This window comes from Chryseobacterium formosense, from assembly GCF_900116415.1.
Classification (GTDB): Bacteria; Bacteroidota; Bacteroidia; order Flavobacteriales; family Weeksellaceae; genus Chryseobacterium; species Chryseobacterium formosense.
On sequence record NZ_FPAP01000008.1, the window covers coordinates 52,242 to 75,941 of the forward strand.

General features: G+C 33.1%; 19 protein-coding genes and 2 tRNA genes. 6 read left to right on the forward strand and 15 right to left on the reverse strand.

All coding sequences use genetic code 11. The features are described from left to right. Positions 1-585 precede the first annotated feature (585 nt). From BM371_RS19805 to BM371_RS19865, 13 genes are all read right to left on the reverse strand, one after another. Complete coding sequence (locus tag BM371_RS19805) at positions 586-1,470, reverse strand: DUF4231 domain-containing protein (protein ID WP_034679750.1); 885 nt, start codon at positions 1,468-1,470, stop codon at positions 586-588. Beyond that, positions 1,470-2,054, reverse strand: coding sequence for a TIR domain-containing protein (locus BM371_RS19810; protein WP_034679754.1), 585 nt, complete (start codon positions 2,052-2,054; stop codon positions 1,470-1,472). Before BM371_RS19810 ends, BM371_RS19805 begins: the two co-directional genes overlap by 1 nt. A 2-nt stretch (positions 2,055-2,056) precedes the next feature. After that, the gene (locus tag BM371_RS19815; RefSeq protein ID WP_034679757.1) at positions 2,057-3,286 is read right to left on the reverse strand and encodes a TRAFs-binding domain-containing protein; all 1,230 of its coding nucleotides are present in this window, start codon (positions 3,284-3,286) and stop codon (positions 2,057-2,059) included. Next, a complete protein-coding gene (locus tag BM371_RS19820) occupies positions 3,252-4,811 on the reverse strand; it encodes a toll/interleukin-1 receptor domain-containing protein (RefSeq protein WP_034679760.1) in 1,560 nt (519 codons plus the stop codon). Before BM371_RS19820 ends, BM371_RS19815 begins: the two co-directional genes overlap by 35 nt. After that, the gene (locus tag BM371_RS19825; RefSeq protein WP_051883091.1) at positions 4,812-5,936 is read right to left on the reverse strand and encodes a patatin-like phospholipase family protein; all 1,125 of its coding nucleotides are present in this window, start codon (positions 5,934-5,936) and stop codon (positions 4,812-4,814) included. 92 nt (positions 5,937-6,028) lie between these two features. Further along, a complete protein-coding gene (locus tag BM371_RS19830; RefSeq protein ID WP_034679764.1) occupies positions 6,029-8,095 on the reverse strand; it encodes a TIR domain-containing protein in 2,067 nt (688 codons plus the stop codon). A 96-nt stretch (positions 8,096-8,191) separates the two neighbouring features. Continuing rightward, complete coding sequence (locus BM371_RS19835; RefSeq protein WP_034679766.1) at positions 8,192-9,703, reverse strand: argonaute/piwi family protein; 1,512 nt, start codon at positions 9,701-9,703, stop codon at positions 8,192-8,194. After that, positions 9,696-11,093, reverse strand: coding sequence for a toll/interleukin-1 receptor domain-containing protein (locus BM371_RS19840; RefSeq protein ID WP_034679768.1), 1,398 nt, complete (start codon positions 11,091-11,093; stop codon positions 9,696-9,698). The genes BM371_RS19835 and BM371_RS19840 overlap by 8 nt, the downstream gene beginning before the upstream one ends. 306 nt (positions 11,094-11,399) lie before the next feature. Further along, positions 11,400-12,152 carry an IS1 family transposase gene (locus BM371_RS19845; RefSeq protein WP_316931489.1) on the reverse strand — a complete coding sequence of 251 codons (753 nt, stop codon included), beginning with the start codon at positions 12,150-12,152 and terminating at the stop codon, positions 11,400-11,402. A 168-nt stretch (positions 12,153-12,320) separates the two neighbouring features. Next, positions 12,321-12,394 (reverse strand) — tRNA-Asp (locus BM371_RS19850). A gap of 33 nt (positions 12,395-12,427) precedes the next feature. After that, positions 12,428-12,501 (reverse strand) — tRNA-Asp (locus BM371_RS19855). Between the two features lie 196 nt (positions 12,502-12,697). Further along, positions 12,698-13,714 carry a bestrophin family protein gene (locus tag BM371_RS19860; protein WP_034679770.1) on the reverse strand — a complete coding sequence of 339 codons (1,017 nt, stop codon included), beginning with the start codon at positions 13,712-13,714 and terminating at the stop codon, positions 12,698-12,700. A 16-nt stretch (positions 13,715-13,730) separates the two neighbouring features. Next, a complete protein-coding gene (locus BM371_RS19865; protein WP_034679773.1) occupies positions 13,731-13,961 on the reverse strand; it encodes a hypothetical protein in 231 nt (76 codons plus the stop codon). 22 nt (positions 13,962-13,983) lie between these two features. Here BM371_RS19865 and BM371_RS19870 point away from each other — a divergent pair, with 22 nt between their 5' ends. From BM371_RS19870 to BM371_RS20470, 6 genes are all read left to right on the forward strand, one after another. Continuing rightward, positions 13,984-14,472, forward strand: coding sequence for an RNA polymerase sigma factor (locus BM371_RS19870; protein WP_034679776.1), 489 nt, complete (start codon positions 13,984-13,986; stop codon positions 14,470-14,472). Positions 14,473-14,555: 83 nt separating this feature from the next. Beyond that, positions 14,556-15,383 (forward strand): FecR family protein, encoded by an 828-nt coding sequence (locus tag BM371_RS19875; protein ID WP_051883095.1) that lies wholly within the window; start codon positions 14,556-14,558, stop codon positions 15,381-15,383. Positions 15,384-15,473: 90 nt separating this feature from the next. Next, a complete protein-coding gene (locus BM371_RS19880) occupies positions 15,474-18,596 on the forward strand; it encodes a SusC/RagA family TonB-linked outer membrane protein (RefSeq protein WP_051883097.1) in 3,123 nt (1,040 codons plus the stop codon). Between the two features lie 70 nt (positions 18,597-18,666). Further along, positions 18,667-20,340, forward strand: a complete 1,674-nt coding sequence (locus tag BM371_RS19885; RefSeq protein ID WP_081874604.1) for a RagB/SusD family nutrient uptake outer membrane protein — start codon at positions 18,667-18,669, stop codon at positions 20,338-20,340. Positions 20,341-20,342: 2 nt separating this feature from the next. Continuing rightward, positions 20,343-21,446: a metallophosphoesterase gene (locus BM371_RS19890; protein WP_034679779.1), complete on the forward strand. Its 1,104-nt coding sequence runs from the start codon at positions 20,343-20,345 to the stop codon at positions 21,444-21,446. Positions 21,447-21,480: 34 nt separating this feature from the next. Further along, positions 21,481-21,729 (forward strand): hypothetical protein, encoded by a 249-nt coding sequence (locus BM371_RS20470; RefSeq protein ID WP_131431028.1) that lies wholly within the window; start codon positions 21,481-21,483, stop codon positions 21,727-21,729. 344 nt (positions 21,730-22,073) lie between these two features. Here BM371_RS20470 and BM371_RS19900 read toward each other — a convergent pair whose 3' ends face one another. Next, positions 22,074-22,397: an NTF2 fold immunity protein gene (locus BM371_RS19900; protein ID WP_034679781.1), complete on the reverse strand. Its 324-nt coding sequence runs from the start codon at positions 22,395-22,397 to the stop codon at positions 22,074-22,076. Between the two features lie 2 nt (positions 22,398-22,399). After that, positions 22,400-23,700 (reverse strand): DUF4329 domain-containing protein (locus tag BM371_RS19905; RefSeq protein ID WP_074958898.1); only part of this gene is annotated, 1,301 nt, incomplete at its 5' end.

Below are 23,700 nucleotides of genomic sequence, written 5' to 3' on the forward strand. Positions count from 1 at the left end.
TAATGGATGATATGATTTAGTATTAGAAAAAATTCTTGTTTCACTAATCATCTTGCTTTCGGTCTTATCAGAAATTTCAGATATATATTTATTGAGAGATTTTGTTCCTCTAATTTGATATCCGACTTGCAGATAATCGGGTAATGCTTTTTCAGAAATATCTTGTGTAATGTCAGAATTCCCAGCCTAATCTTATTTTCTTTATTTTGGGTATGATTCTTGTCTAAAATTGCTGCATGACCGTAACCAACTTCAAAGGGCACCCATTGTGATTGGTATGTTTTTGCAGAGATTACCACAAACATGTGGGTGCTCTTTTTGATACCATTTTTAATAGATTACGTAATTTTTTCTGCATTGTTTGAAGCCGCAGCGATTTGTAATTCTTTATCGTCTTCATCCAAATAGTAATCAATTCCTGCATCTTTTAAATATTCAGCAATCTTTCTGCAGTCAGGCTTATCTTTTCTTTTATGGCTTAGAAAAATGCAAGGTCTTTTTTTAATGAATCATCTTTAAGAGCATCTAGTACCCAATGCGCCCCTTCGAATAAATCTGCTTTGTTGAAACCTTTTTTTATCATCTTTAAAATCTTTTTTGTGCTAACCAAAGAGTATGCTCTCGAGACATTGCATTTTCAGAGTCCAAGACAAAAATTTTGAATTTTTCTTCATTATCTATAAATTCAGCTTCTTGCTTAATCAGATTAAGTTCAGAAGTTGCTGTTGTATATGCTTCTTTATTTTCCTGATATTTTTTTAATTGCAGCCAACCAAAAAAACTTGCTGACAATGTAGTAAATAAACCTACAAAATTGAAGTTAGATTCCGGACTTAATATTAAATACGCTATTGAAATTAAAGCTAATAATTGCATGGCTATAACTCCCAAAAACCAACTTTCATATTTCGTCTTATTACTATCAGCTTTATCAGAATACCATTTAATCTGATTGTCAATTCTGTTTTTTAAATAAAATTCTCTCCTAACACTTAAATTTAAATTTCTAATTTTTTCCATTTCATAAGTTATTATTGGCAGAGACAAATATTTTGCTTGCAAAGAAGAATGTAAATCTTTAAACTCTTCATTCAATTCTTTCATTCTATTTGTGAATCTTAATTTAGCTTCTTCATTTGTTATTGAATTTTCAAAATATTCTGATTTTGTCATGAAGCGCCAAGTCAAAGTCTTTACAGACTCAGCTAAAGCTCTACCTCGATACCAAATATCTTCATACTTTTTATTTTTAATAATCAAAGAAAAAAGAATAGCGATAAGCATTACAATTCCAGAAATAATATAAATTATTTTCTTGCTCTCTTCTGGCTGAAAATTATAGATTGTTAATGTGGCACTCAAGACCATTAAAAATAAATCTAGTCTAACATATCTGGTATATAGTTTTTGCGCCAGCAAAGATGCTTGGTCTCCTGCAATATAATAGTTAGGAAAATCTTTTTCTTTCATTACGGTTTTACTTTAGTTTTATTAGAAATCGGTTGAGTTCTTTTATCGAAAGCTAAATCTATATAATAATTTGGAGCAGCACAAAAATCTTCCCAAGTTGTTAAAACGCAGTATCTATCGATCTCACTCCAAGCACATTTGTCATTTGGAATATAGTAATTATAAGAAAATTCTTTGATAACAGTATTATCATTTATACTTACACAATTATGATTTCCTCCACACGTACTACAATAATATGAACCTTTGTAGATTTTCTCTTTCATTGATGGCAAAACAACTCCTAAAATACCATTTTTAGTATTTCCTAATCCGTGGTATAAAGATGATTGCAGTTCTCTTTTAATAAATGTTTGGTTTTCAAACCACGAATTCTCTGCTGATTTATCTCCAATCAGAAATATGGTAACAGTAGAGTCTGATAAATAATTTTCTCTGATTTTCCTCATAATATAGTCTTCATCATAAGAATTTATAGGGTCATGTAATGATTTATCAATCATATCTACATCAAGATGATCATGTATGTAGGTTTTGTAGACTCTATCTTCTGTTTTGAAAGAAATGAAACATTTGTGTGCCATAATTATTTTTCTAATTTTTCTAAATGTTTAATTCCATCCTCAAATGTTTCTATTTGCCACGGTTCTGGATTTAATCCATAAAATTTATCCTTATAAATCTGAAAATTTTCTAAATCATCCATAGCAAAATAACAGTTAGCCAGAGTTGCATAAATCCAGATTAAATCTGAACGTTTTTCGAAATCCTCATCATTCTTTAATTTTTCTACAATTTTAATGATTTCTTTACGGACTACATTAGCCACATACCTAAGTGAAATTTTCTCTGTAGGATCCGTTGATATTTCTGATTTAAAATCTAAACAAAGAGCATAATTTTCTCCATTATAATAATCCTGCTTTATTGTGAAACCTCTCCTGTAATATTCAATAGCTTTATCAAGGTAGTCGGTTGCTATTTTATTATTTTCCCACATTCTCTTGTAAATAGCTCCAGTAATTCCTAAGGTTTCGGGATCTGTAGTATTCCAATTTTCAGGATCTAATTTACTTATAATGGTTAAAGCATTATTTAAAGCTATATTGGGACTCTCTGTTTTGTCTTTATAAGTACATAATGCCCATTGCTGAATGTAATAAGCATCATTTTCTACTCTGTCACTTGCTCTCTGCCAAAGACCTGCTGCTGCATGGAAATTACTTGCAGACATCTCTCTTTTTGCATTTTCTACCAATGCAAATACACTACTATTTTTTTCAGCTAAATCCTTAATAATTTGACTATACTCAATTTCAGGTAATATATAAGGGGTCATTCCTCTTATGTGATGAAAAAGCGGACTGTCGGTTTCCTTAGTTCTGTTAACTTCCAATATCAAATCGGTTAAGTCTTTTATACACCGTTCAGATTCTGTCACACCAATATCTTCGCCCATGTGCGAATACATGAAGATAGAGTTATGATTAATATCAAAGGGGATATTACCTTCCCTTTCTTTCATTACAATAGTTGAAAACGGTTTTGCTGCGTGGCGAATTCCCAATTCATATATTGCATTAGGATTGAACGTTGTAATATCTGCAATACACAAATCGGCATGGATAAGTAATGCATACATATTTTTATCAATAATTCCTGAGTTCAGAATTTCATCACTACGAACACATGTAAAACCTGCATTTTCTACAGCGGGTTTTATAATATTGTGATAGGTTTTATCCAGATCATACGTTTTTCCTAAAGCAGGGTCGGTTTTTTTACCGTAGCCCATGATGACGAAGCAGAGTGGCATGGTGGTTAGTTTTTTTAGTTAATAATTTTTGAATTTTATTGAAAAATGGATTATCTTTTTTTGTGATTTTTAAACTATCTTTCTCAGCTTTAGAGAAATCATTTATTCCTAAGTTCAAAATGTTTTTTACAATTGAATTAGGATCTTCATCTAATAATTTTGGTGGTTTGAAATCAAATTTTTGAATAAAGCATCCTTCTTCATTCTTCCCACAAACTAATACAAAAAGTTGATTTGTAGGCTCGCTCCAAAATAAACCTTTAACCATTTGAATGTAGTTATCACCATACATTATAGAGTAAAAGTCTTTAACGGATGTATCAGTTTCATAAAACAATGTGACTTCTTCAAGTGGATGCCTTTCGAAGGCATCCGTATGTTCTCCGGCAGAATCCCCATCATAACAATTAGCAAAAATTAACAATTTATTATCTGTAGTAACAAAATTAAACATAGAACTTGTGGTAAAGAATGATATAGGATAATTACTACATTCATTCGTAAAATTAATTTGTGATAAACTATCCGCCGAATATTGATACTTTGAATACTTATAAATATTTTCTTTATTTTCTAAAAGAAGACCTTCATCAACTAAAATTTTCCCAAAGTCTATTTGATCTTCAACAATACTAAACCGTAATTTTTGTTTTAAACTAATTTTAGAAAAAAATAAACTCCGCCCAATACTGTCTACTGTGCAAAGATCGTGTACGACTGTTTTTTTATAAAAATCATTTAGCAATGAAAAAGTCGCACTATCCTTATTAGTTTCATAAGCTTTTGCATAGAAAAGTAATGTCTTATTTATATCTGACTCTCTATGTTTATTCCCTTCCGCTATTAAATTATTTGCAATTGCATTTTGCTCATTAGTTTCTTTCTGTCTGTAAAACATATATCCCAATAGAGATATAGAAACAAGAGAAATAATTCCAAGAGTTAAAGCAAAAATAGTTGTTGTTTTTCTTTTCTTTTCATCACTCTCAATCTCTCTTGGCTCAATTCCTGTAATTGCAGAAATAATCTTTACAATTTTGTATGTAAAACCGCTAGATTTATTATCAATTGGACGATTTTTTTTATTTACATAATCTGTCAAGTCTATATATAAAGGTTCTGATGAAAATTTACCTTTAAGACTTTTCGGTAAACAATTGGTTTTCTCCCAATCAAAATCATTCTTTATATTATTCCAATGTATTTCTCCTGAAGTAATAACTATATTAAATTTGTGAAATTGAGAGTCTTTTTCTGCCCACTTTTCAATTTCATCTATAATCCACTTTGATTCAGAAGCTTTAGGAGAAGCTAAAAGAATAAAATTTTCAGAATTCTCAAGTGCCTTTTCGATATTTTCCCAAAGATGTGGATTGGCTCCTAAGTTAGTTTCGTCCCTAAAAACATTCAAATTCCTACTTAACTTATACCAAGGCTTACCAATGTTCTCAATGGCTTTTTGGATAGCAGGAGCAATAGTTCCGCAATCGGAATGTGAATATGATATAAAAGCATCATACTTCATTTATTTGAAATATATTGATAACACTTCTTTCTCCGCACTTTCTTTTCCAATATCGTACAAAAGATATCTATTGCCTGCATTACTCATTTCAGCGATATCTTTAATATCTCTGAAAGTAAACTCTCTATTCAAGCCTAAACCATTTAAAGAATTTTCTGACAAACAAATATTAAATCTCAAATAATTTAATGTTGGCTTTTCATACAAACAATCATCTTTTAAATCTTTCATTTCAGAGTCAATCTCTTTTGCGGTAGGTGATTTTGATAACCATTGCAACATAATTTGATTTTGCCAACTTGCATCCTGCATTAACATATCTGGAACACTTTTAGCCCAAGATAACAACCAAGACTCATCAATTTGTTTTGCATGCTTATGATATTCCGTATATCCCGTGCCAATAGATACTAGCTTAAGATTTTCTTCTCCTACTTTCCACTTAAAAGGAAATCTTTTCATAGTGGCTATCATTAAAAGATTCAATGATGGATTATTAGCCATACTTACTCCACCATCTACAAATGCAGCTATTTCGCCATTACCAATATCAATAGATTGAGGAATAAAATAAGAAGGAGCTGCAGAACTAGCTCTTAGTAATTGCCATAGAGGAATATTTTGATTGGATTCATAAAACAATCCTTTAGGATGATTAAGAAAAAACCATGTACTATTAGTATCAGCTCTCTTAGCTACAATACACAAACCTGTTTTTATTCTTTCACTCCCTAGAGTTATATCGCCAAGATATTTTTTAAGATTTTTCACTAAACTTTTCTCACTGAACTCAGATTTAAAAAATCGATAGGTTTCTAAAGGATTCCACCAATTACGTTTTCCTGCGAAGATTTCTCCTCCAAGTTCCATATACATATCCTTAATTTCATCTACTGGTTTCCCTAGAGCTAATAAACTTGCTATTATAGCTCCTGTTGAAGTACCTCCAATAAGATCAAAATAATCACTTAACACATAGTTTGGATTATTTTCTTTTTTACGTAAAATAGTTTCGATTTTTTTAAGATATCCTAATGATAGTGCTCCACGAATCCCCCCTCCATCCAAAGAAAGTATTCTTTTAGGCTTAGAATTACTAAGCCTGTCTAGATGATCGTTTTTCACAGTTTTTGTAGTTTTTATTAAAAAATAAATTTAGTAAAAAAACAGTAAAGTAGGAATATTTTTGTAAAGTATATAGTAAATATTATAAAATCCTAATTTAAATATTTCATAATTTGTTTAGGAGTCAAATATGTGTTAACATTTTCCACGAAATATGTTCCAGTTTTCTGATTGTAAAATACCTTATCAATATTGTCTTTATAAGCTCTATTATCTTGTATATCTAAATTCCAAATTTTAATATTTTCATTATACCCTACAGACAATGCTTTCTTTTTATCATCAGAAATTACAACCTGAATAATTGGCTGAAAATGACCTTTCAAAATATGTCTTATTTTTTTCTTTTGCCAAATAATAGCCACATTATCCTCACCTCCAGTCAATACCCATTTCCCATCATTTGAAAATGCACCACATAAAATATCAGAGCTATGTCCACCCATTAATGAATATTCCGGAAACAAATTATTTATTGATCCAACGATTGGAGTTGTACTGTAATATTGAGTGATAAGATAATCATCTGTTTTCTTTGAAAAAAGAATTTTTTCAATTCCTCTATTCACAGAACTTCTTTCACCTACTATTTCGCGAAGATCAATTGAATCTATTGAATTAACTCTGGGATCAAAATTAAATAAGTAGTCTCCTTTTTTTGATGAAAAATAAATAGAGTGACTATATAACCTATCAAAATCATTGTTTTCCGAAAAAACTACCTCAGTAATATTTTCTTGAAAGGGTTTATATAAAATTTTTTTTTGTGATTGATAATTTTGTACTAAAATGGTACTTTTGTTCCACATTGCAATAATCTTATTATCTGGCGCAAACAATATATTTTCAGGATTCAAATAAAGATTAGACATCTCTTTTTCTTTTACTATTGAAGTGTTATTAATATTGTAAAATATTACTCTATCTTTTTTCAATGTAACAAGTTTTTTTCCATCATTTGATATTCTTAATATTTTCTCTGTCTTATCTGGAATTAGTTTATTTAGGATTCTGTGATTACCAGTAGCTAAATTTATTATTTCATAAGGCACTGATGAGTTCTTACTATTTATAATTATATTAGAGTTATCATCACTTATTTGCCAATCATAGCTTTGTGGGTCAAAGCCATACTTTAATTTATATTTTAATTTACTTTTATTTGCCTGCCAATCATATATACTAATAACTCCAAAATTATCCATGACAGCAATATTTTTTCCATTTGGATATATTTTAACAAATGATCCAGGAATAGTTTTATAGAATGGCGCAAATATGTAAGCTTTAAATAGAGCATTATGTGCCTCATCTGTAGGGAATATTTTGATTGCTTCATTTGCAATTATAAAACTTCTTGTAGGATCACTATCCAAAGCATTCGAAGAAGAACTGGCTAAAGAGTTAGCTTTCGCAATTTTATCCGAGATATTTTTTTGAATTTCCGCATTATTTTTATCCTTTAATGCTATTTTTTTTTGTAATTCAAATAAATCTCTTGTTTTATTAGCTTGTAACATTTGCGTTGTTGCTAATTTTTTTTGATTAATAGCTCTATTTTTTAGTATATCAGCAGTTATTTTTTTTGATTCAGCAATTTGGGCAGTTTGTATTGCTGAAAAAGTGTAGTAAGTTGCAGCACTAGTAATTAATACTATCATTACTACTATCAATAATGATATAATTCTAAGTTGCTTACTTTTCTTTGTAAAATTTAATGCATTTTCAATTCTATCAAACACATCTTGTGTCGGTTCTGATTTTTGTAAATTTTTTAACGTTTCATTTACTAAGGCCAATCCAATAATATTTTCATACCATCTTGCATTTGAATTAATTGCCCCATCAATTGTAATTGGTATTAGAGGTTTATTTCTGCTATTCGTCAAAAATAATTTTATTTCCTGCTCTATAGCTTCGGAATTTTGAGCTCCAACACTTCCTATCAATATAAATGCGGTTGATCTTTCTATTGCATTCTTAATATTTAAAGGTAATTGTGTGCCGGGGGTAATATTCGATAGTTGATCAATATAACAATTAAACCCTTTTTTCATGAAGTATTTTGCAACTGAATATGCATAACCTAGGCTGTCTTTTCTCGAATAAGAGATAAAAATGTCATAACCAAAAATATATTTTTTTATTGCTTTCAACATGATTAGTTTTTATTTATTATTCAATTTACCCAATGGTTTGTATTATTGATCGACTTATAACATCTTCAATCTTTTTCTCCTTTAAATACTAGAATTCTATATATAATGTTTAAATGGTAAAACTCCAGTTTTAATATCTTTTCCAGCAGTTAATATTTCACCTATGGAGTCTGCAAACTTTAGAGTTACAGGTACACCATCTCCATAAATACAAGCGTTGTAATTTAGTTTTGTCAAACTTAAAATATCTTTACATACAATTTCGATATCAGATTCCCCTCTTGTAATCGAAACTTCTATTGGGTTAGGTGTTTCCAAACCTATTTGTGTTTTAAATCGGGGTATAAATCCCTTTGTCCAAAGAAATGCTTTATAATCATCATATATCATCACTGTTCCTCTAGGAACGCAATAAGAAAGTTGGCGATATAACTTAAAATTATTACCTTCTCTAATTCTTATTCCTATAATTTTTGATTTTCCTTCCACAGCTTCATCAAATCCTGACCATTCATCATCATCAAAAAAAGTTCTTGCATGGATGAAAATTTCATTTGGATAGTTTCCAAATCGGTCTTTATATGCTTCTAAAGATTGATTTACAATTTCGGTTGCATCTTCTTTGGATAAATGAAACTCACCAGTAGTCGGATTCCACCAAGGACCAACATTCCCTCTAAAAACCATTCCATCACCTGAATCCAAAAACATTTGAGCCGCACAACAGGCATTTTTATTCTTTGTATCTGTCTCTGTTTTCTTATATACCAATCCCAAATAACAGACTCCAGAACGAACATCTGATAATTTCCACGGTAATCCGCCCAATTTATAGTAAAGTGAATTTGAAATATTCCATGCTTTTGCTGTTTCAAATTTAAATTCTTCCTCTACTTGTTTAGGAGTAAAAATATCTTCATATGCAATTTTACTTTCTCTTATAATCTGTGTAACAATTTTAGCATTAAGAATTTTTGCTTTTAATTGGTTATGAAAATTAACCTCAAACTTATATGCTTCTCTTAGCAAATCATTTTCTTCCTGAAAAAATAAATCTTCCATAGTAGGATTTCTTTCAGATTTATTCAGGCTTATAGTTACATTTTCTTCAGATTTTGGAATACGAGACTTTGGTCTCCCATAAATAAAGATGTCTTCAGGTATCACAACAAACCAAACATCAACAGGCATTTCCTCATTTTCACTATATTTTAATAGAGGTTCTACATATAGATTTACTAAATTATGGACTCTCTGGTGAGCATCTGTATATTTCAGAAAATTTTTGATTTCATTTTCGTCAACATTAATTTCTATGATGTTGTCAAAATTTACAGAAATTCCAAAAATTGTCTCTAGTCCCGGAAAATTTGGTCTTGCAATAGTTCTATCATAATTTATTATTGGTGAATGTATTTTTTTCAAATACTCTTTCATTTTGCCTCGCAATTTTTCAGGTCCAATGATTCCAATGTTTTTACTGCCTTTAACTTTTCGCTTATCAAAAGGACCAAATAACATTAATCCGTCTCTTGGATCAATTGCTGTCTGACCATTACCAAAATTCAACAATGGTTCAGAGATATATGTAAGTATTGGTTCAATCATTCTGTTCTGTTACTTCTTCGTTTTCTTCTCTGTAATTTTCTACCTTGTCGATATCCATAACGGATTTAGGATCATTATAACCTACTTCACTCCAAAATGCCTCCGGCCAATTTTTCATTTCAAATATCTGTTCATCTTTGTTTACAGATATTTTTATACTTCCTTCATGATCGACGAGCCTGGCAATAAAAGCTAAATACATATCTCTCCATTCTTCATTAAAAAATCTTTTACCTTTTTTTCTCCTGTATGAATGTTGTTTTTTATCATCCGGAATAATCACAAATCCATCGCTACTAAATAACAAATGAGATTTAATGCTAAATCCTACAAATGGAAATATCATGGGCTGAACAGAAACAGCATAATGCCAGTTTCCTATATCCTCATATTTTCCCAGTATGGTTTTCGATTTGGATTTTATTGAATTTGAAGAATAAGGATAAGTAAATTTTATTTTCTGAATTTTATCATAAATTGGTAAATAATATGCAAAGCGTTTATTAGACATCTCATAACGTCTAAGACCTTTCGTTCTAAAAATATTATGAATTATTATAGTTAGTAGTCGTTTAAAATGATTTTCGACTTCTCGATGTTGTGGAAATGTATTTGATTCAAATCCAAATAATATTTGATCAGAAGTAAATTTGAATTTTTTATCAGGGTAAATTTCAAATTCATCATCATCTCTACCGACCTTAATATTAAGGTTATCATCAAAACAGGAAAGAACATTAGCTATTTGACTTATTGAAATATTTGGATTATTTTTTTTAACCTCTGTTGCTTGATCCCTATTAATAAATTGATACATGTATAATATATTGGGCATATCTTTAACAGACCACCATGAGGTATAAAATAATTCTTTTTTTTCTACAATTTTGCAATTAGAAATATATTCATTCTCATACCATTCCGACATTACTGACTGAGTAGAATCAAATACTTGTGCGACATTATCTTTTTCTAATTTCTTTTTTAATTGTTTAAGTCCGTCTGCCCAATTTTCAATAAAGGAAATTTGATTTATATTAGGTATTCCAATTGCAAGGTTATATTTGGAATCATCAATTTGTAGTGGTATAATAAAATCATTTAATTTATTTTCTGTTGCAATACTTTTACCATACTCTAATTCGTTTTCGATTCCTTCTCTTAGAACTCCTTCATCAGTAATAACATTTTTAGAGTAAATAAAGAGAATTTTTACCGAAGCATTTATTGCTTTTTGAATTGTTGGCCAAAAGCGCTCGCCTCCTAATAAAATCTCTTTATCAAGCCACACTTTATAACCTAGTATTTCCAAACGGGAAGCCAGCCAAATTGAAAATTCGTTATCTTGAGGAGATGTTGCATGACTGATAAAAATTTGGTCTTTTTCCATAATCATTATTCTGTATGTAAATACCAGTTATCAGTGTTGCCATAAATTATATTAGAATCTAAATACTGAAAAATTGGTTCTTCTCAAAAATACGAATAACTGATAAAAAAAATATAATTTTTATGAAAATCTCATATCATTCCTGAAAATAATATTTTAAAAAAAACAAGGAATTTTATAAAAAAAGTGATGAAAGTATACTTTAATGCACTAGTTTAATTTTAACAAACAGTATAGCAACAAAATATAAATTAAAAAGAGAAGGATTTAAATAGTTAAAATTTAATAAATAGCCCTTACATAACTTTAATAAAACAAACTCTTAGATTGCTTATTTTCAATGGGAGAAATTCCCCAGAAATAAATCCTCAATATCGCATATGTATATTTATCTTTTTGAGCACCATTAATACTCTTCCTTCCTAATCTCTTTATATGAGTTCGTAGGTCAAGGAATTTTCGTTCAATATGATTTGTCTCTCTCCGTTTAGTACTGTGAAGATGCTTAGGAATCAATTTAGGATAAATATTCAAGCGATCACTATAAATCTTTTTTGGATTTGCAAAAAGTAAAGTATCTATAATACATTGCAGAGTCTTAGTTGTTCTTCTCCCAACCTTATAGTCAATTACTTTCTTTGTCTCCCTACAATACGCTGCAACAACCCAACGTTCATTAGTTTTACTTTTAGTATACGTTTTTAATTCGTCTATTTCGATTGTAATACCTTTGGGGATAGGTGGCTTAACTACAGCTGAAGCGATTATTAATATCTTTTTAAGTACAGTTGTTTTACTGATGTTAAGTAATCTACTAATGCTATTAATTCCAACTCCCTCTTTTATCAGTTGTTGAATATTATGATTAGTGCCCTTATGATATGCATTGTAAGAATAGTTCATAATGAACTTTTTCCTGCATCTTTTACACTGATAGCGTTGTTTATTTTGTGAAGTTATTCCTGCCTTGATACAGTAGCTGTAATTGCAGTAAATACATTTGTTCCGACGTTTATTCATAATATTAAAAGAAAAGTAACAACTCCACATCTGCACCATCAGGTACGATAAAGCATATGCTGGAATCGCTATTTTTGCTTTTTTAGTCGGCAAAAATAAAAAACGATATATTATAATACATCGTTTTTTTTATTTTATATCAAGATAGTGTTGATTATCAATGAAGTTAATTAAAAACTCCATATCTGAACCATTACCTAATAGTTGCGATCCGGACGGGACTCGAACCCGCGACCTCCGCCGTGACAGGGCGGCATTCTAACCAGCTGAACTACCGGATCAATTTTATTAAAGTTAAAATTGTAAAACTTTTGCGATCCGGACGGGACTCGAACCCGCGACCTCCGCCGTGACAGGGCGGCATTCTAACCAGCTGAACTACCGGATCTTTTCACAATATTCTGAAGTATTACCCTCGATTATTGTGGTTGCAAATATATAGCTTTTTTCAATATCTGCAAACTTTAAGTATGAATTTTATTCAAAATAATTATAAATTACAGATTATCAATTCTATTATTTTCACGAAACTTATTCAGTTTTGATTAATAAACTGCAAATTCAAATACAATTTTTAAATTTCGCTACATCAAAATGTTGTTGACCGGTTGTAATGCAGGCGGAAGATCCGTTTCACCAAGCATTTCCCGAAGATCAATCTCAATATTTCTGCTGATCTGCGTAATCGGAATATCATTCGGGTTTCCTTCAAAAGGATTTTCTGAACTCTCCCCGATTTGCTCCAAAACAAGAAAAACCCACCCTATAAAAACACTGAACGGAATCGCAAACCAGATAATATGCTCTCCAAACTTCTCTGTCATCTTTGCAAACTCACCGATAAAACCCAAAGGAAGTAAAAAGCAAAGCATATTGGTAAAGTACAAATTAACGCTCGTAAACTGTCTCGGATAAGGAAAGTTTTTTATTCTTTCACATTTCCCTTGCTGATCGTACAAATCTTTCAGCTGGTTTTCTAATGCCACATAATTATAGTCTGAGATCGAACCTTCTTCATTCAGTTTTCTTAAATGGTCAGACTGAGAGGCAAGAATCTGTGTTGCTCTGTTTTTTGTCGTTAAGATATACTTCAATTCTTCTTGAGAAAGAAAAGGTTTAAGCTCATCAGAAAGCTTAGTCTCCCACTCCGGGACTTTATAATACTGCAGATATTCTTTGTAATAGCTTCTGGTTTTCACATTTTCCCAGCTTTTCGTTTCCCTTAGCTGAAACCTCATTGCAGTAAGCCACGCAAAATGTCTGTAGATAATTTCTTTATGAAGCTCAGATTCTTTTGCTTTATCGCCAGATCTTACAAAATCTTTCACCATAATTCCTAAAGCACGACTGCTATTGATTATTGCACCATAAATTTGTCTTGCTTCCCATGTTCTGTTATAGGTTTGAGTATTTTTAAAACCGGAGATAAAGGCTGTCGCTGTACCCAATAATGCTACGGGAACCCAGGGAATTGCAAGCCAAGTCCAGCCAAAAAAGTAAAAAATAAGAGTAGGAATTGTGCTTAAAACAAGCATTTTGTAGATTTTAGTTCGCGTCCACGGAATGAAGTGTTTTAGCTTGTAATGGGAATCTGTATTCATGTTTTTTTAAATAAAATTAATGTCCTGCTCCTGTAATTTTTAGTTCGTTTAAATCTAATTGAAGTTCAGCCTTACGAATTTCTTCATCTGAAACAATTTTAAAAGTCATTTCATTAATTTGTAATAATACAAAAAAGAAGAATAATAATTTGTATTTACTGAAGAAAGTGATAAGAAAATCCATCAGTCTTAAATTTAATATATACTTGATATTGGCCTGCTTCGAATTGATTATTTTTGCCTGCATTGAAACAATGTGGTTCTTTATAATGGATTATTTTAAAGAAATATATTTAGAGTACAAACACCAGGTGTACTTTTTTGTACGGAAGTTTATCTCGAATATTGAAGACGTAGAAGATGTTGTTCAGGAGGTTTTTGTGCATCTCTGGAAACATTCTTCCTCTCTTGAAAACGCTCAAACTTTAGAATCTATTATCTTCAAAACAGCTCAACAGGAAGTCGCTAATTTTTACAGGAAAAATAAAATGCTTTTCACTTTCTCGGATGAAAGCCTGATAAAAGATGAAGCCGATACCGAAAAAACCGATCATGAATTTAAAGAAGAACAACTTCGAAAAATACATAATCTTCTTGAAGACCTTCCCGAAAGAAGCAGATCTTTTTTTTACCTAAATAAGCTGGATAAAATAAGCTATTCTCAGATCGCAAAAGAAAACAAAATCTCGAAAACAGCCGTAGAAAAGCAGGTTAATAAAGTCATCCGGTACATCAAGGCAAACCTGAATCTGTTTTAACCAAATATTAAGCACTGTAAACAAATTATTAAATCCATCTCTTCGGGGTGGATATTTTTATGTAGCTGCGTAATTATAAATGTATGAAAGATGAGCAAAAACACTTTGAGAAAATTTGGAAGACCGTTTCCGAAGAAAAACAGGAAATAGATTCCGTAACCGATTCCAGAATCTGGAGGGGAATTGAAAGCAGAATTAAGCGAACTCACAGACAAAAATTCTATTGGATCGCTGCAGCTGTTTTAGTGCCTTTATTCGGAATTATGTTTTTTTATAAAGATTTTGCATTAAACGAAACGAAAAAAGTCGTACCGGAAATTACTATGCAGACGAATGAAGTTCCTAAAACTTTCAGATTACCTGATAACAGCATGATTACCCTCGAACCTCACAGCAAATTGTCTTTAGATAAAGATTTTGGGAAAAAATACCGAAATGTAACACTCGAAGGAAAAGGTTTTTTCTCGGTTGAAAAAGATAAATCTAAACCTTTCATTGTGAATGCCGGTGATTTTAATGTTGAAGTTTTGGGAACAAAATTTTTGGTAGACCAAACCACCGAAGAGAAAAAAGTACAACTGCTTGAAGGAAAAGTGAAAATTAACCACAACGGTAAGCTTACCTATCTTCTCCCTCATGAAAACTGGAGTACTTCCCCGACAAGTAGTGATTTGCATTATTATGCAACGAGCGTGGCAAGACCTTTTACTTTTGAAAATGCAACTTTCGAAGATGCTATTAATGTAATAGAAAATACATACGGTGTAGAAATAAAATATCCCAATACAATTGCTAAGAACCAGGTTTCAGGATCGTTCTCCGGAAATCTGAATGAAATTCTTTCCATCATAAATTATCCGTTCAACCTAAAAACTACTTTTAAAAATGAAACTGAAATAATCCTAGATTAAAAATAAAAAAGCACCAATAATGTGGCGTTATCAGTGCTGTAATTAATTCAAAATACTCGCTAAAGAATAATAAATTAATTCATCAAATTTATGAAAAAAACTGCAATTTCTATTGCTTTACTCATGGCAATGGGAATACCTGCGCTCAATTCTGCCCAAACTCAGGTAAATACACCTGTAAGCAACAATCAGAGGCAGGAATCATTAGTTAAAATACTTAAAAAATTAGAAAAATCTACCAAAACAAAATTCTTTTATTCTGCCTCAGATTTTAAAAACATTTGGGTGGATGAAAGCAAAATCAATTATTCATCATTACAACAAAGTTTAGATTATCTGAAGAAGAATGTTCCTTTAGACTATCAGATTCAGAACAACACGGTAAGTTTACGAAAGCTGGTTTCTAAAAATTCGTTTGTTAAAAATGATTTAGAAACTAAAAAAGATACGGTAAGCCAACAGGAGAAAAAAATAGACGAAGTTGTGATTGTCGGGTACGGAACTCAAAAAAAATCGATTATCACAGGTTCGGTAGCCGTTGTAAAAGGTTCTGTCGCAGAAGGACAGCCTATAGTTTCAGCAGGTAATGCTTTACAGGGACTTGCACCGGGTGTTACGGTGACTACACAAACAGGTGCTCCGGGCGGCGATGCAGGAAATATCAGAATCCGAGGAATCAATAGTTTTGGAGGTTCAGACAGCAATCCTTTGGTGATTATTGATGGTGTTGCAGGAAATATCAATGATGTTGACGCTAATATGATTGAATCTATTTCCGTGCTGAAAGATGCCGCTTCTTCTGCAATATATGGTTCAAGAGCAGCAAGCGGAGTAATTCTCGTTACAACAAAACGAGCAAAGGGCGATCAACTTTCCGCACAATATAGAATGTACTCGGGATGGCAAATGGCTACTGCCATACCCAAAGTTACAGACGGTCTTACCTACATGAAAGTTTTTAATGATGCAAGTATGAACGATAATGGGACAAAGATCTACAGTGACGATGCAATTAATGCCTTTACGCAGGCATACAACAAAGATCCTAATAATTATGACTGGCAGAAAGCAATTCTTCAGGGCAGCGGATTTCTACAGGATCATTATTTATCGTTATCAGCAAAGTCAGGGATTATAAGTGTTGCACCCTCATTTGGCTATCTGCAACAGGATGGAATAATTAAAAACACTGATTTTAGCAGGTTTACTTTCCGTAATAATATGGATATTACACCCAATGATCAATGGAACATCAGAATGGATTTATCATTCGTCAACAAAGATAGAAAGCAGATTGCCGATGAAGGCACAATCTGGAATTATCTCGGAAGAATGCCCACGAATATCCCGATTTACTATGGGAATAATTATTCCGACGGTTGGGTAAAAATCAATCCTGTAGGTTTTATCGAAAATGGTGGAAACCGTAAACAAAACAATGTAGAATTGATCGGAAATCTGAATGTTTCTTATAAACCTGCAGAATGGCTTACTTTAAAAGGTCTTGTTGCTCCACGCTATCTCACAACCAACATTCATCTTTTCAGAAAAAGTGTTCCGACCTATTACGAAGACGGAACTGAAGCGGGTGCTGCAAATACTTTTACAGAGCTTACAGAATCCGCAAGACGACAGTTTTACGGAACTTACCAGTTTCAGGCTAATGCAAAAAAAGATTTTAGCAAACATAGTTTTGAGCTTCTCGCAGGAGCATCAAGGGAAACGTATAATGAGAAAATACTCTCCGGATACAGAAGAGATTTTCTCTATGACAATTACGAAGTTCTGGATGCGGGAGCAGATAATGAAACCAAAGATAATGCAGGAGCAGAATACGAATGGTTGTTGGTTTCCGCTTTTGGAAGATTAAATTACAATTACAATCAAAAATATTTATTTGAAGCCAATGTAAGATATGATGGAACGTCAAGGTTTATCGGTAAAAACAGATGGGCATTTTTCCCATCATTTTCTGCGGGTTGGGTGGTTTCAAGAGAAAACTTTTTCGAAGGTTTGAGAGGAACAGTCAGTCAGTTAAAATTCAGAGGATCTTGGGGTAAATTGGGAAATCAGAATATCAGTTCGTCATATTATCCGTTTTCAGAGCCTTTATCATTGGGAGGGACTTCTATGAATGGAGTGGTTTATCAGACGATCCAGCAATTAATCATGTCTAATCCTAATCTGAAATGGGAAGAAACTACCATGTCGGGCGTTGGTGTTGATCTTTCTCTATGGAGAAAATTAGATGTGTCTTTTGATATTTATGATAAAAAAACAGACGGAATTCTTTTAAGATTAAACACTTCTCAGCTTACAGGTTTGGAAGCCCCGGTTCAAAATGCGGCAACAGTTAGCAACAAAGGTTGGGAAATTGGTGCGCAGTACAATGAAAAATGGGGAGATTTTAAAATGAATATCGGTTTTAATCTTTCGGATGTCAAAAACGAAATTATAGACATGAAAGGCCAGTCTTCCGGAACAATTCTTCGTCAACAGGTCGGTTCATCCGTAAATTCCATTTATGGATTTATTGCTGATGGTTTATACCAAAATCAGGCGGAGATCGATTCAGGACCAACCCAATTTGGAACTTTAAAACCCGGAGACATCAGATACAAAGATATAGCCGGAGCGTTTGATGCAAACGGAAACCCGATCGGAGACGGAAAAATTACAGATGCCGACAGAACCATTATCGGAAGTACCGTTCCAAGATACACTTACGGATTTAATATGGGATTTTCCTGGAAAGGATTCAGATTATCCGGATTAATTCAGGGAGTTGGAAAAGCTGATGGTTATCTGGATTCGCATTATGTCATTCCTGCCGTAAATTCAAGTGCCGTGAAACCTTGGCAACTCGATTATTGGACACCCGAAAATACCGATGCTCAATTTCCGCGTGTTTCTTTAACCTCAACAAATAACACACAAAATTCAACGATGTGGATGAGAAGCGCAGCCTATATGCGTCTAAAAAATGTACAAATCGGGTATGAATTGCCTAAATCTTTCATAGAAAATACTTTTCTGCAGAGTATGTATATCTATTTGAACGGACAAAACCTTCTGACATTCACAAAATTCTACGAAGGATACGACCCGGAAATCAATTACAACGCAGCAAGTTCCGACGGTGTTGCTTTGGGTGGCGGAAATTATTATCCACAGGTAAAAACAATCTCATTCGGTATTGATGTTAAATTTTAATCTAAAAAAAATGAAAAACTTTTTAAAAATATTTTTTTTGCTCATAATCACGTCGTGCTCAAGCTCTGATATGGATTTAGAACCGCTCAACGGACCAACATCCGGCACTTTCCCGGCTTCTTACGATGAAGGAAAAATGGGACTTTTTGCTGCGTATAGAAATTTAAGCACGCTTGATGCAGCCAGTACCCCAATCTGGCATGTGATGGATAATATTACAGACATCGGGTATGCAAGACCGGGAACCAATTACACCTCTCCTATTACAAGCTCTATTACGACGACTAATGCATTAACCATAAAACCATGGGAAATTCATTATAAAACCATTGCAAGATGCCACGCGGTACTCGATAAGCTCGATGGAATTTCAGGAATTACTGCCGCCCAAAAAACTGAACTGGGATCTGAACTCAGATTTATCCGTGCTTACGCTTATTCTCAGCTCATTGAGCTTTACGGTGATGTTCCTTTAATAAAATCAGCCGTTACGCTTGAAAATGCTAATGTTGCCAGAACATCTGTTACAGAAATTCAGCAATTTATTATTGATGAACTTGGAGCAGTTGCGCCTCAGCTTCCGGTATCGCAATCCCAATTCGGAAATGTGCGTGCTTCCCGTATTGCAGCTTTATTGTTAAAAGCCAGAATCGAATTGTATTCTAAAAAATATGCAGATGCAGCCCTTACTTCCAAACAGGCTTTGGATTTGGCAGCGGGAGTTCATAGTTTGACACCTTTCAATGCTTCTGTGAATTATGCAGGTAAAGATCATACTGTTGGAGAGCCTGATCCAAGCAATATCTTCGGTCATATCGGTTTTTCCAGCAGCAAAGAATGGATCTGGGTTGCCGAATACAATATGAATGTTCCCGGATATCTGCATAATCAGCAATATTATGCGGCTTCCCGTTTAGGAAAAGGAGTCTGCTATTGGGGACCTACCCAGAATCTTATCGATTCTTATGAAATGACCGATGGACTTTCCATATTGGAATCACCATTATATGATGAAGCCAATCCTTTTAAAAACAGAGATCCGCGTCTTGATATGTACGCCGTACGACCGCATTCAAGATATTTAGGGTATCAATTTGAACCGAATACTTCTTTCACAAAAGTGAATAACTATTGGTCAGCCGGAGCACCAACACAGGTTGCCAATGCCGATGCTACGAATGCCTATCGTTCTTTCAGTGGTTATTTGTGGAGAAAAGTAGTTGACATCGCCGATTTTAATTCTACCTCAGTCAGCGGAAATTCAGATTTAAATGTCGGGATTTTCAGATTGCCGGAATTGATGTTGATTTACGCAGAAGCAAAAATTGAATTGAATCAGCTGGATAATTCGGTGTATGATGTGATTAATCAAATTAGAGTACGTTCAAAAATGCCGCCTTTAAGTACGGGAATGTCTCAGGCTCAATTAAGAAAAGCACTTCGCTATGAAAGAAAAGTAGAATTGGCAAACGACGGATTGAGATGGTACGACATCAGACGTTGGGGTATTGCCAATAATGTGATGAACGGCTATTTATACCTGAACCGTAATGCAAACAGCTGGACAAAAGCTGCAATTACAGGTTTTGATGAAAGCGCAAACCCGATCTACAATCATTCAAAGGCTTCAACGTATTTTACAACTCAGGAAGTGGTTTACAGAATAAACAAAGATGAATACTGGCCGATCCCACAATCGGAAATGGATGCAAACCCTTCTTTAAAACAAAATCCCGGATATTAATTATGAAAAAGAATATATCGCTGCTACTGCTGTTTGTTTTTGCAATAGCATTCGGACAAGAAAAATTTCAGGCTCCTGCATTAGATCATGAAAAATCATGGAGCATCATTCTCATTCCTGATACACAAAATTACGTAAAATGGAACAAAAACCAGCCTATTTTGGATCTGATGGTAAGGTGGATTGAGAATAACATTTCTTCACTCAATATTAAAATGGTTTGCCAGGTCGGTGATCTGGTGGAACATAACAATATTCTGAATCAGGGATATGACGGAGACCAAAGTGCAGATGATCAATGGAAATCGGTGCAGTCAATTTTGGGAAGGCTCAATGGAAAAGTTCCGTATGTTGCGGCAACGGGAAATCATGATTTCAGCATCAATGACGAAGGCAGAAGATTTTCGCGTTATAATGAATTCTTTCCTTCCAATTTTAATAATTTAAACCAAAAACATTTAGCTCAAAACTTTTTTAATGATGCCGGAGCTCCGAGTATGGAAAATTCTGTTTTAGAGCTTAAAAATTTAAATGGTCTGGATTATTTGTTTTTCAGCCTGGAGTTCGCACCAAGAAATCAAACTTTAGAATGGGCAAAAAAAGTTCTTGATATGCCTCAATACAAAAACCACCGATCAGTTTTGGTAACCCACGCTTTTCTGAACGAAAAGGATATGAGAACCAATAAAAAAAATTCATGGTTTATGTATGAACCATTTTTGATAGATAATGTGCCTCAAAAATCGAAGACCATTACCCTTCCAAAGTCTAACAACGGCGAACAGATCTGGGAAAAACTGATACAGCCATCTCAGAATATGCAATTGGTACTAAGCGGTCATATCTCCGGTGAAGGTTTCCGTGTTGACCCCAACAATTATGGAAAAAACGTCAACCAGATGCTTTTTGATATGCAGAGTGAAGGCGGAGGTCACCGTAATGGCAACGGTGGTGACGGTTGGCTGAGAATTCTTGAATTTTATCCGGATAATAAAACGGTAAAAGTAAAAACCTATTCTCCTCTTTTCGGTATCTCGCCTGTTACTCAAAAAGATGCTTATAAGAAAGATCCTCGAAATGAGTTTGTTTTTAAACTTTCGGAGTAGAATTCTGAATTGATACTTAAAAAAAATAAAAGAGTTGGATGTTTGCATATTTGCTACTATCGATGCTTTTATTATAGCTTCTAAACTTAAAAATATAAAACACAAAGCCCTCGCAAGTTGCGAGGGTTTTTATTTATCTACCACACGATACAATCGTGCGGGAGCGAAGGGTATTCCTTACATTTCTCCAAGAGCCGAAGCCATGAAAATTTCGCCGGGACACAATGTTGATTGTCATAATACGGATCCGAATCATCGGCATAATCCGACAACGTGTCATTAGGTTAAAAATGACTTCACTTTTGCGACTGTATAATTTATGCCACAAGATACAATCGTGCAGGAGCGCGGAGGTCATTCAACAGCTAGACGAAGAAGATAAAAGCATTGTCTTTAAAATCATCGATAAAATGCTCACCCATAAAAAATTCAAAGACTTTTTTAATAAAAATGTAGCTGCGCTATAAAACAAACCCTTTACGATTGATAGACACTTATATTTGGGATTGTAAAACCAGAAAAACTTTTGCTAATCTGTAAAACAAAACCCCTCGCATTTTGCGAGGGGTTTTGTTTTATTTATCCGCTCAAAGTTACAAACTTTGCGCAGCGAGGGGCTACTTATTATTATTTTCCATGTGTAATATTTGTTACCGCACAGTTCTTGGAGTTTATTTCTATATAAGGTACTCCTCCAGATGTAAGAACCATTTTGTTATTAATATAAGTTACACTATTTAATGTACCACTTACCTTCCAGATAGAATCATTAACTTTTTCTGCAATAAAAGGCCTTGTCTCATATATACTTTTACCATATACTTTCAACCATTCTCTTTCTGCTATAGCAATTACTTTTGTTTCATCGTTACAATCCAGACTAATAGATTTATCAACTTTATTGCAAGCAAATAAAATAAAAATTAAAAAAATTGCACAATATAGTCTCATAATTAATTTATTTTAGGTTCAACAAATTCTTTTTTCTTATCATTTATTGATTTTAGGCCATCATCTAATACAACTTGCTTTTTATCACTAGGCGAAGTCTTCTGAAGGCTTGGAAAAAGATCAGGTTTATAATCTCCTGAAGATGGAGAAGGATTTTCATTAGGAGGGATATTATTTTTTCTATCGGGATCATTAGGGTCGCTTGGCATATCTGTTCTTAAAATTTTTTTTGAATTAGAACTAACATCATAATATTTTAGAGATCCATCTGGTGTAATAACGAATCCATCAAAATTAACTCGCTCATACCCATTAATATCTGTTTTACTAAATTCATTATTTGCAAATGCTTCTAAATATTTACCATGTGTATGAACTGCAGCAACAACACTTGTTCCTTCGGGAGAATCAACCGTAACATTTGCTTTAGCTTGAGTTCCTCCAACTGGATTTTTGTAAGCATAATATAATTTACCTTCCACTTTTCGAGAATAAATAATACTTATATATTCTTGATTCTGCTTGATCGATTTACCATTATATTGTTTACCGAAATTTGCAGCAGCATTTTCTCTAGTATTAAATAAAACATGAGGTTCTAAACCCTCCAATTCCCTTGCATCGACAACCCTATTACCACTAAATACATAAGGAGCCCAAGTTGGATATTTTTCTGCAAGCGGATCAATATTAAAGAACCTTCCCACATCGGGCATGTAATTTCTCCACTTAAATGAGTAAAAACCAGTTTCCTGTAATTCCTGTCCTTGGTACTTATAGTTCTTATAACTTCCTGTTCCAAAATAAGCCACCTCCTCTGCATTTCTAATAAAGCTCATTCCAAAAGGATAATAATCATTACTATCGGTAACCAAGAGATCATTCCCTTCCTTCTTATAGCTCATTCTAACATTTCCTAAATGATCTTTATACTGATAAATGTACTCATTATTTTCGAAATCATAAAAGCCTTCTGCTGTGGGTACAAATTTCAGTTGGTTTTGATAGCCCATATCTTGTATGATCTGCATAAATGCTTCAGGTTCGTAAGCCGTGCCGCCCGCTTCTGCATACATCGCTCCCAGTTCATTGCCATTGGAGGTTGCATAATGAAACCCGTCAAGGTACTCTGTGGATGTTGCATACATTACACCGTTGGAGCTTGAGATGTAAGCTTTGTGAAGTTTTGTACCATCCGCACGATACAAGTAACTGTTACTCGTCGATTGATTATTAATTATGAATTTATTAGGAAGATTAAGGTGGTTGTAATGAATTTCTTCAATCATCTTATCTGGCATTT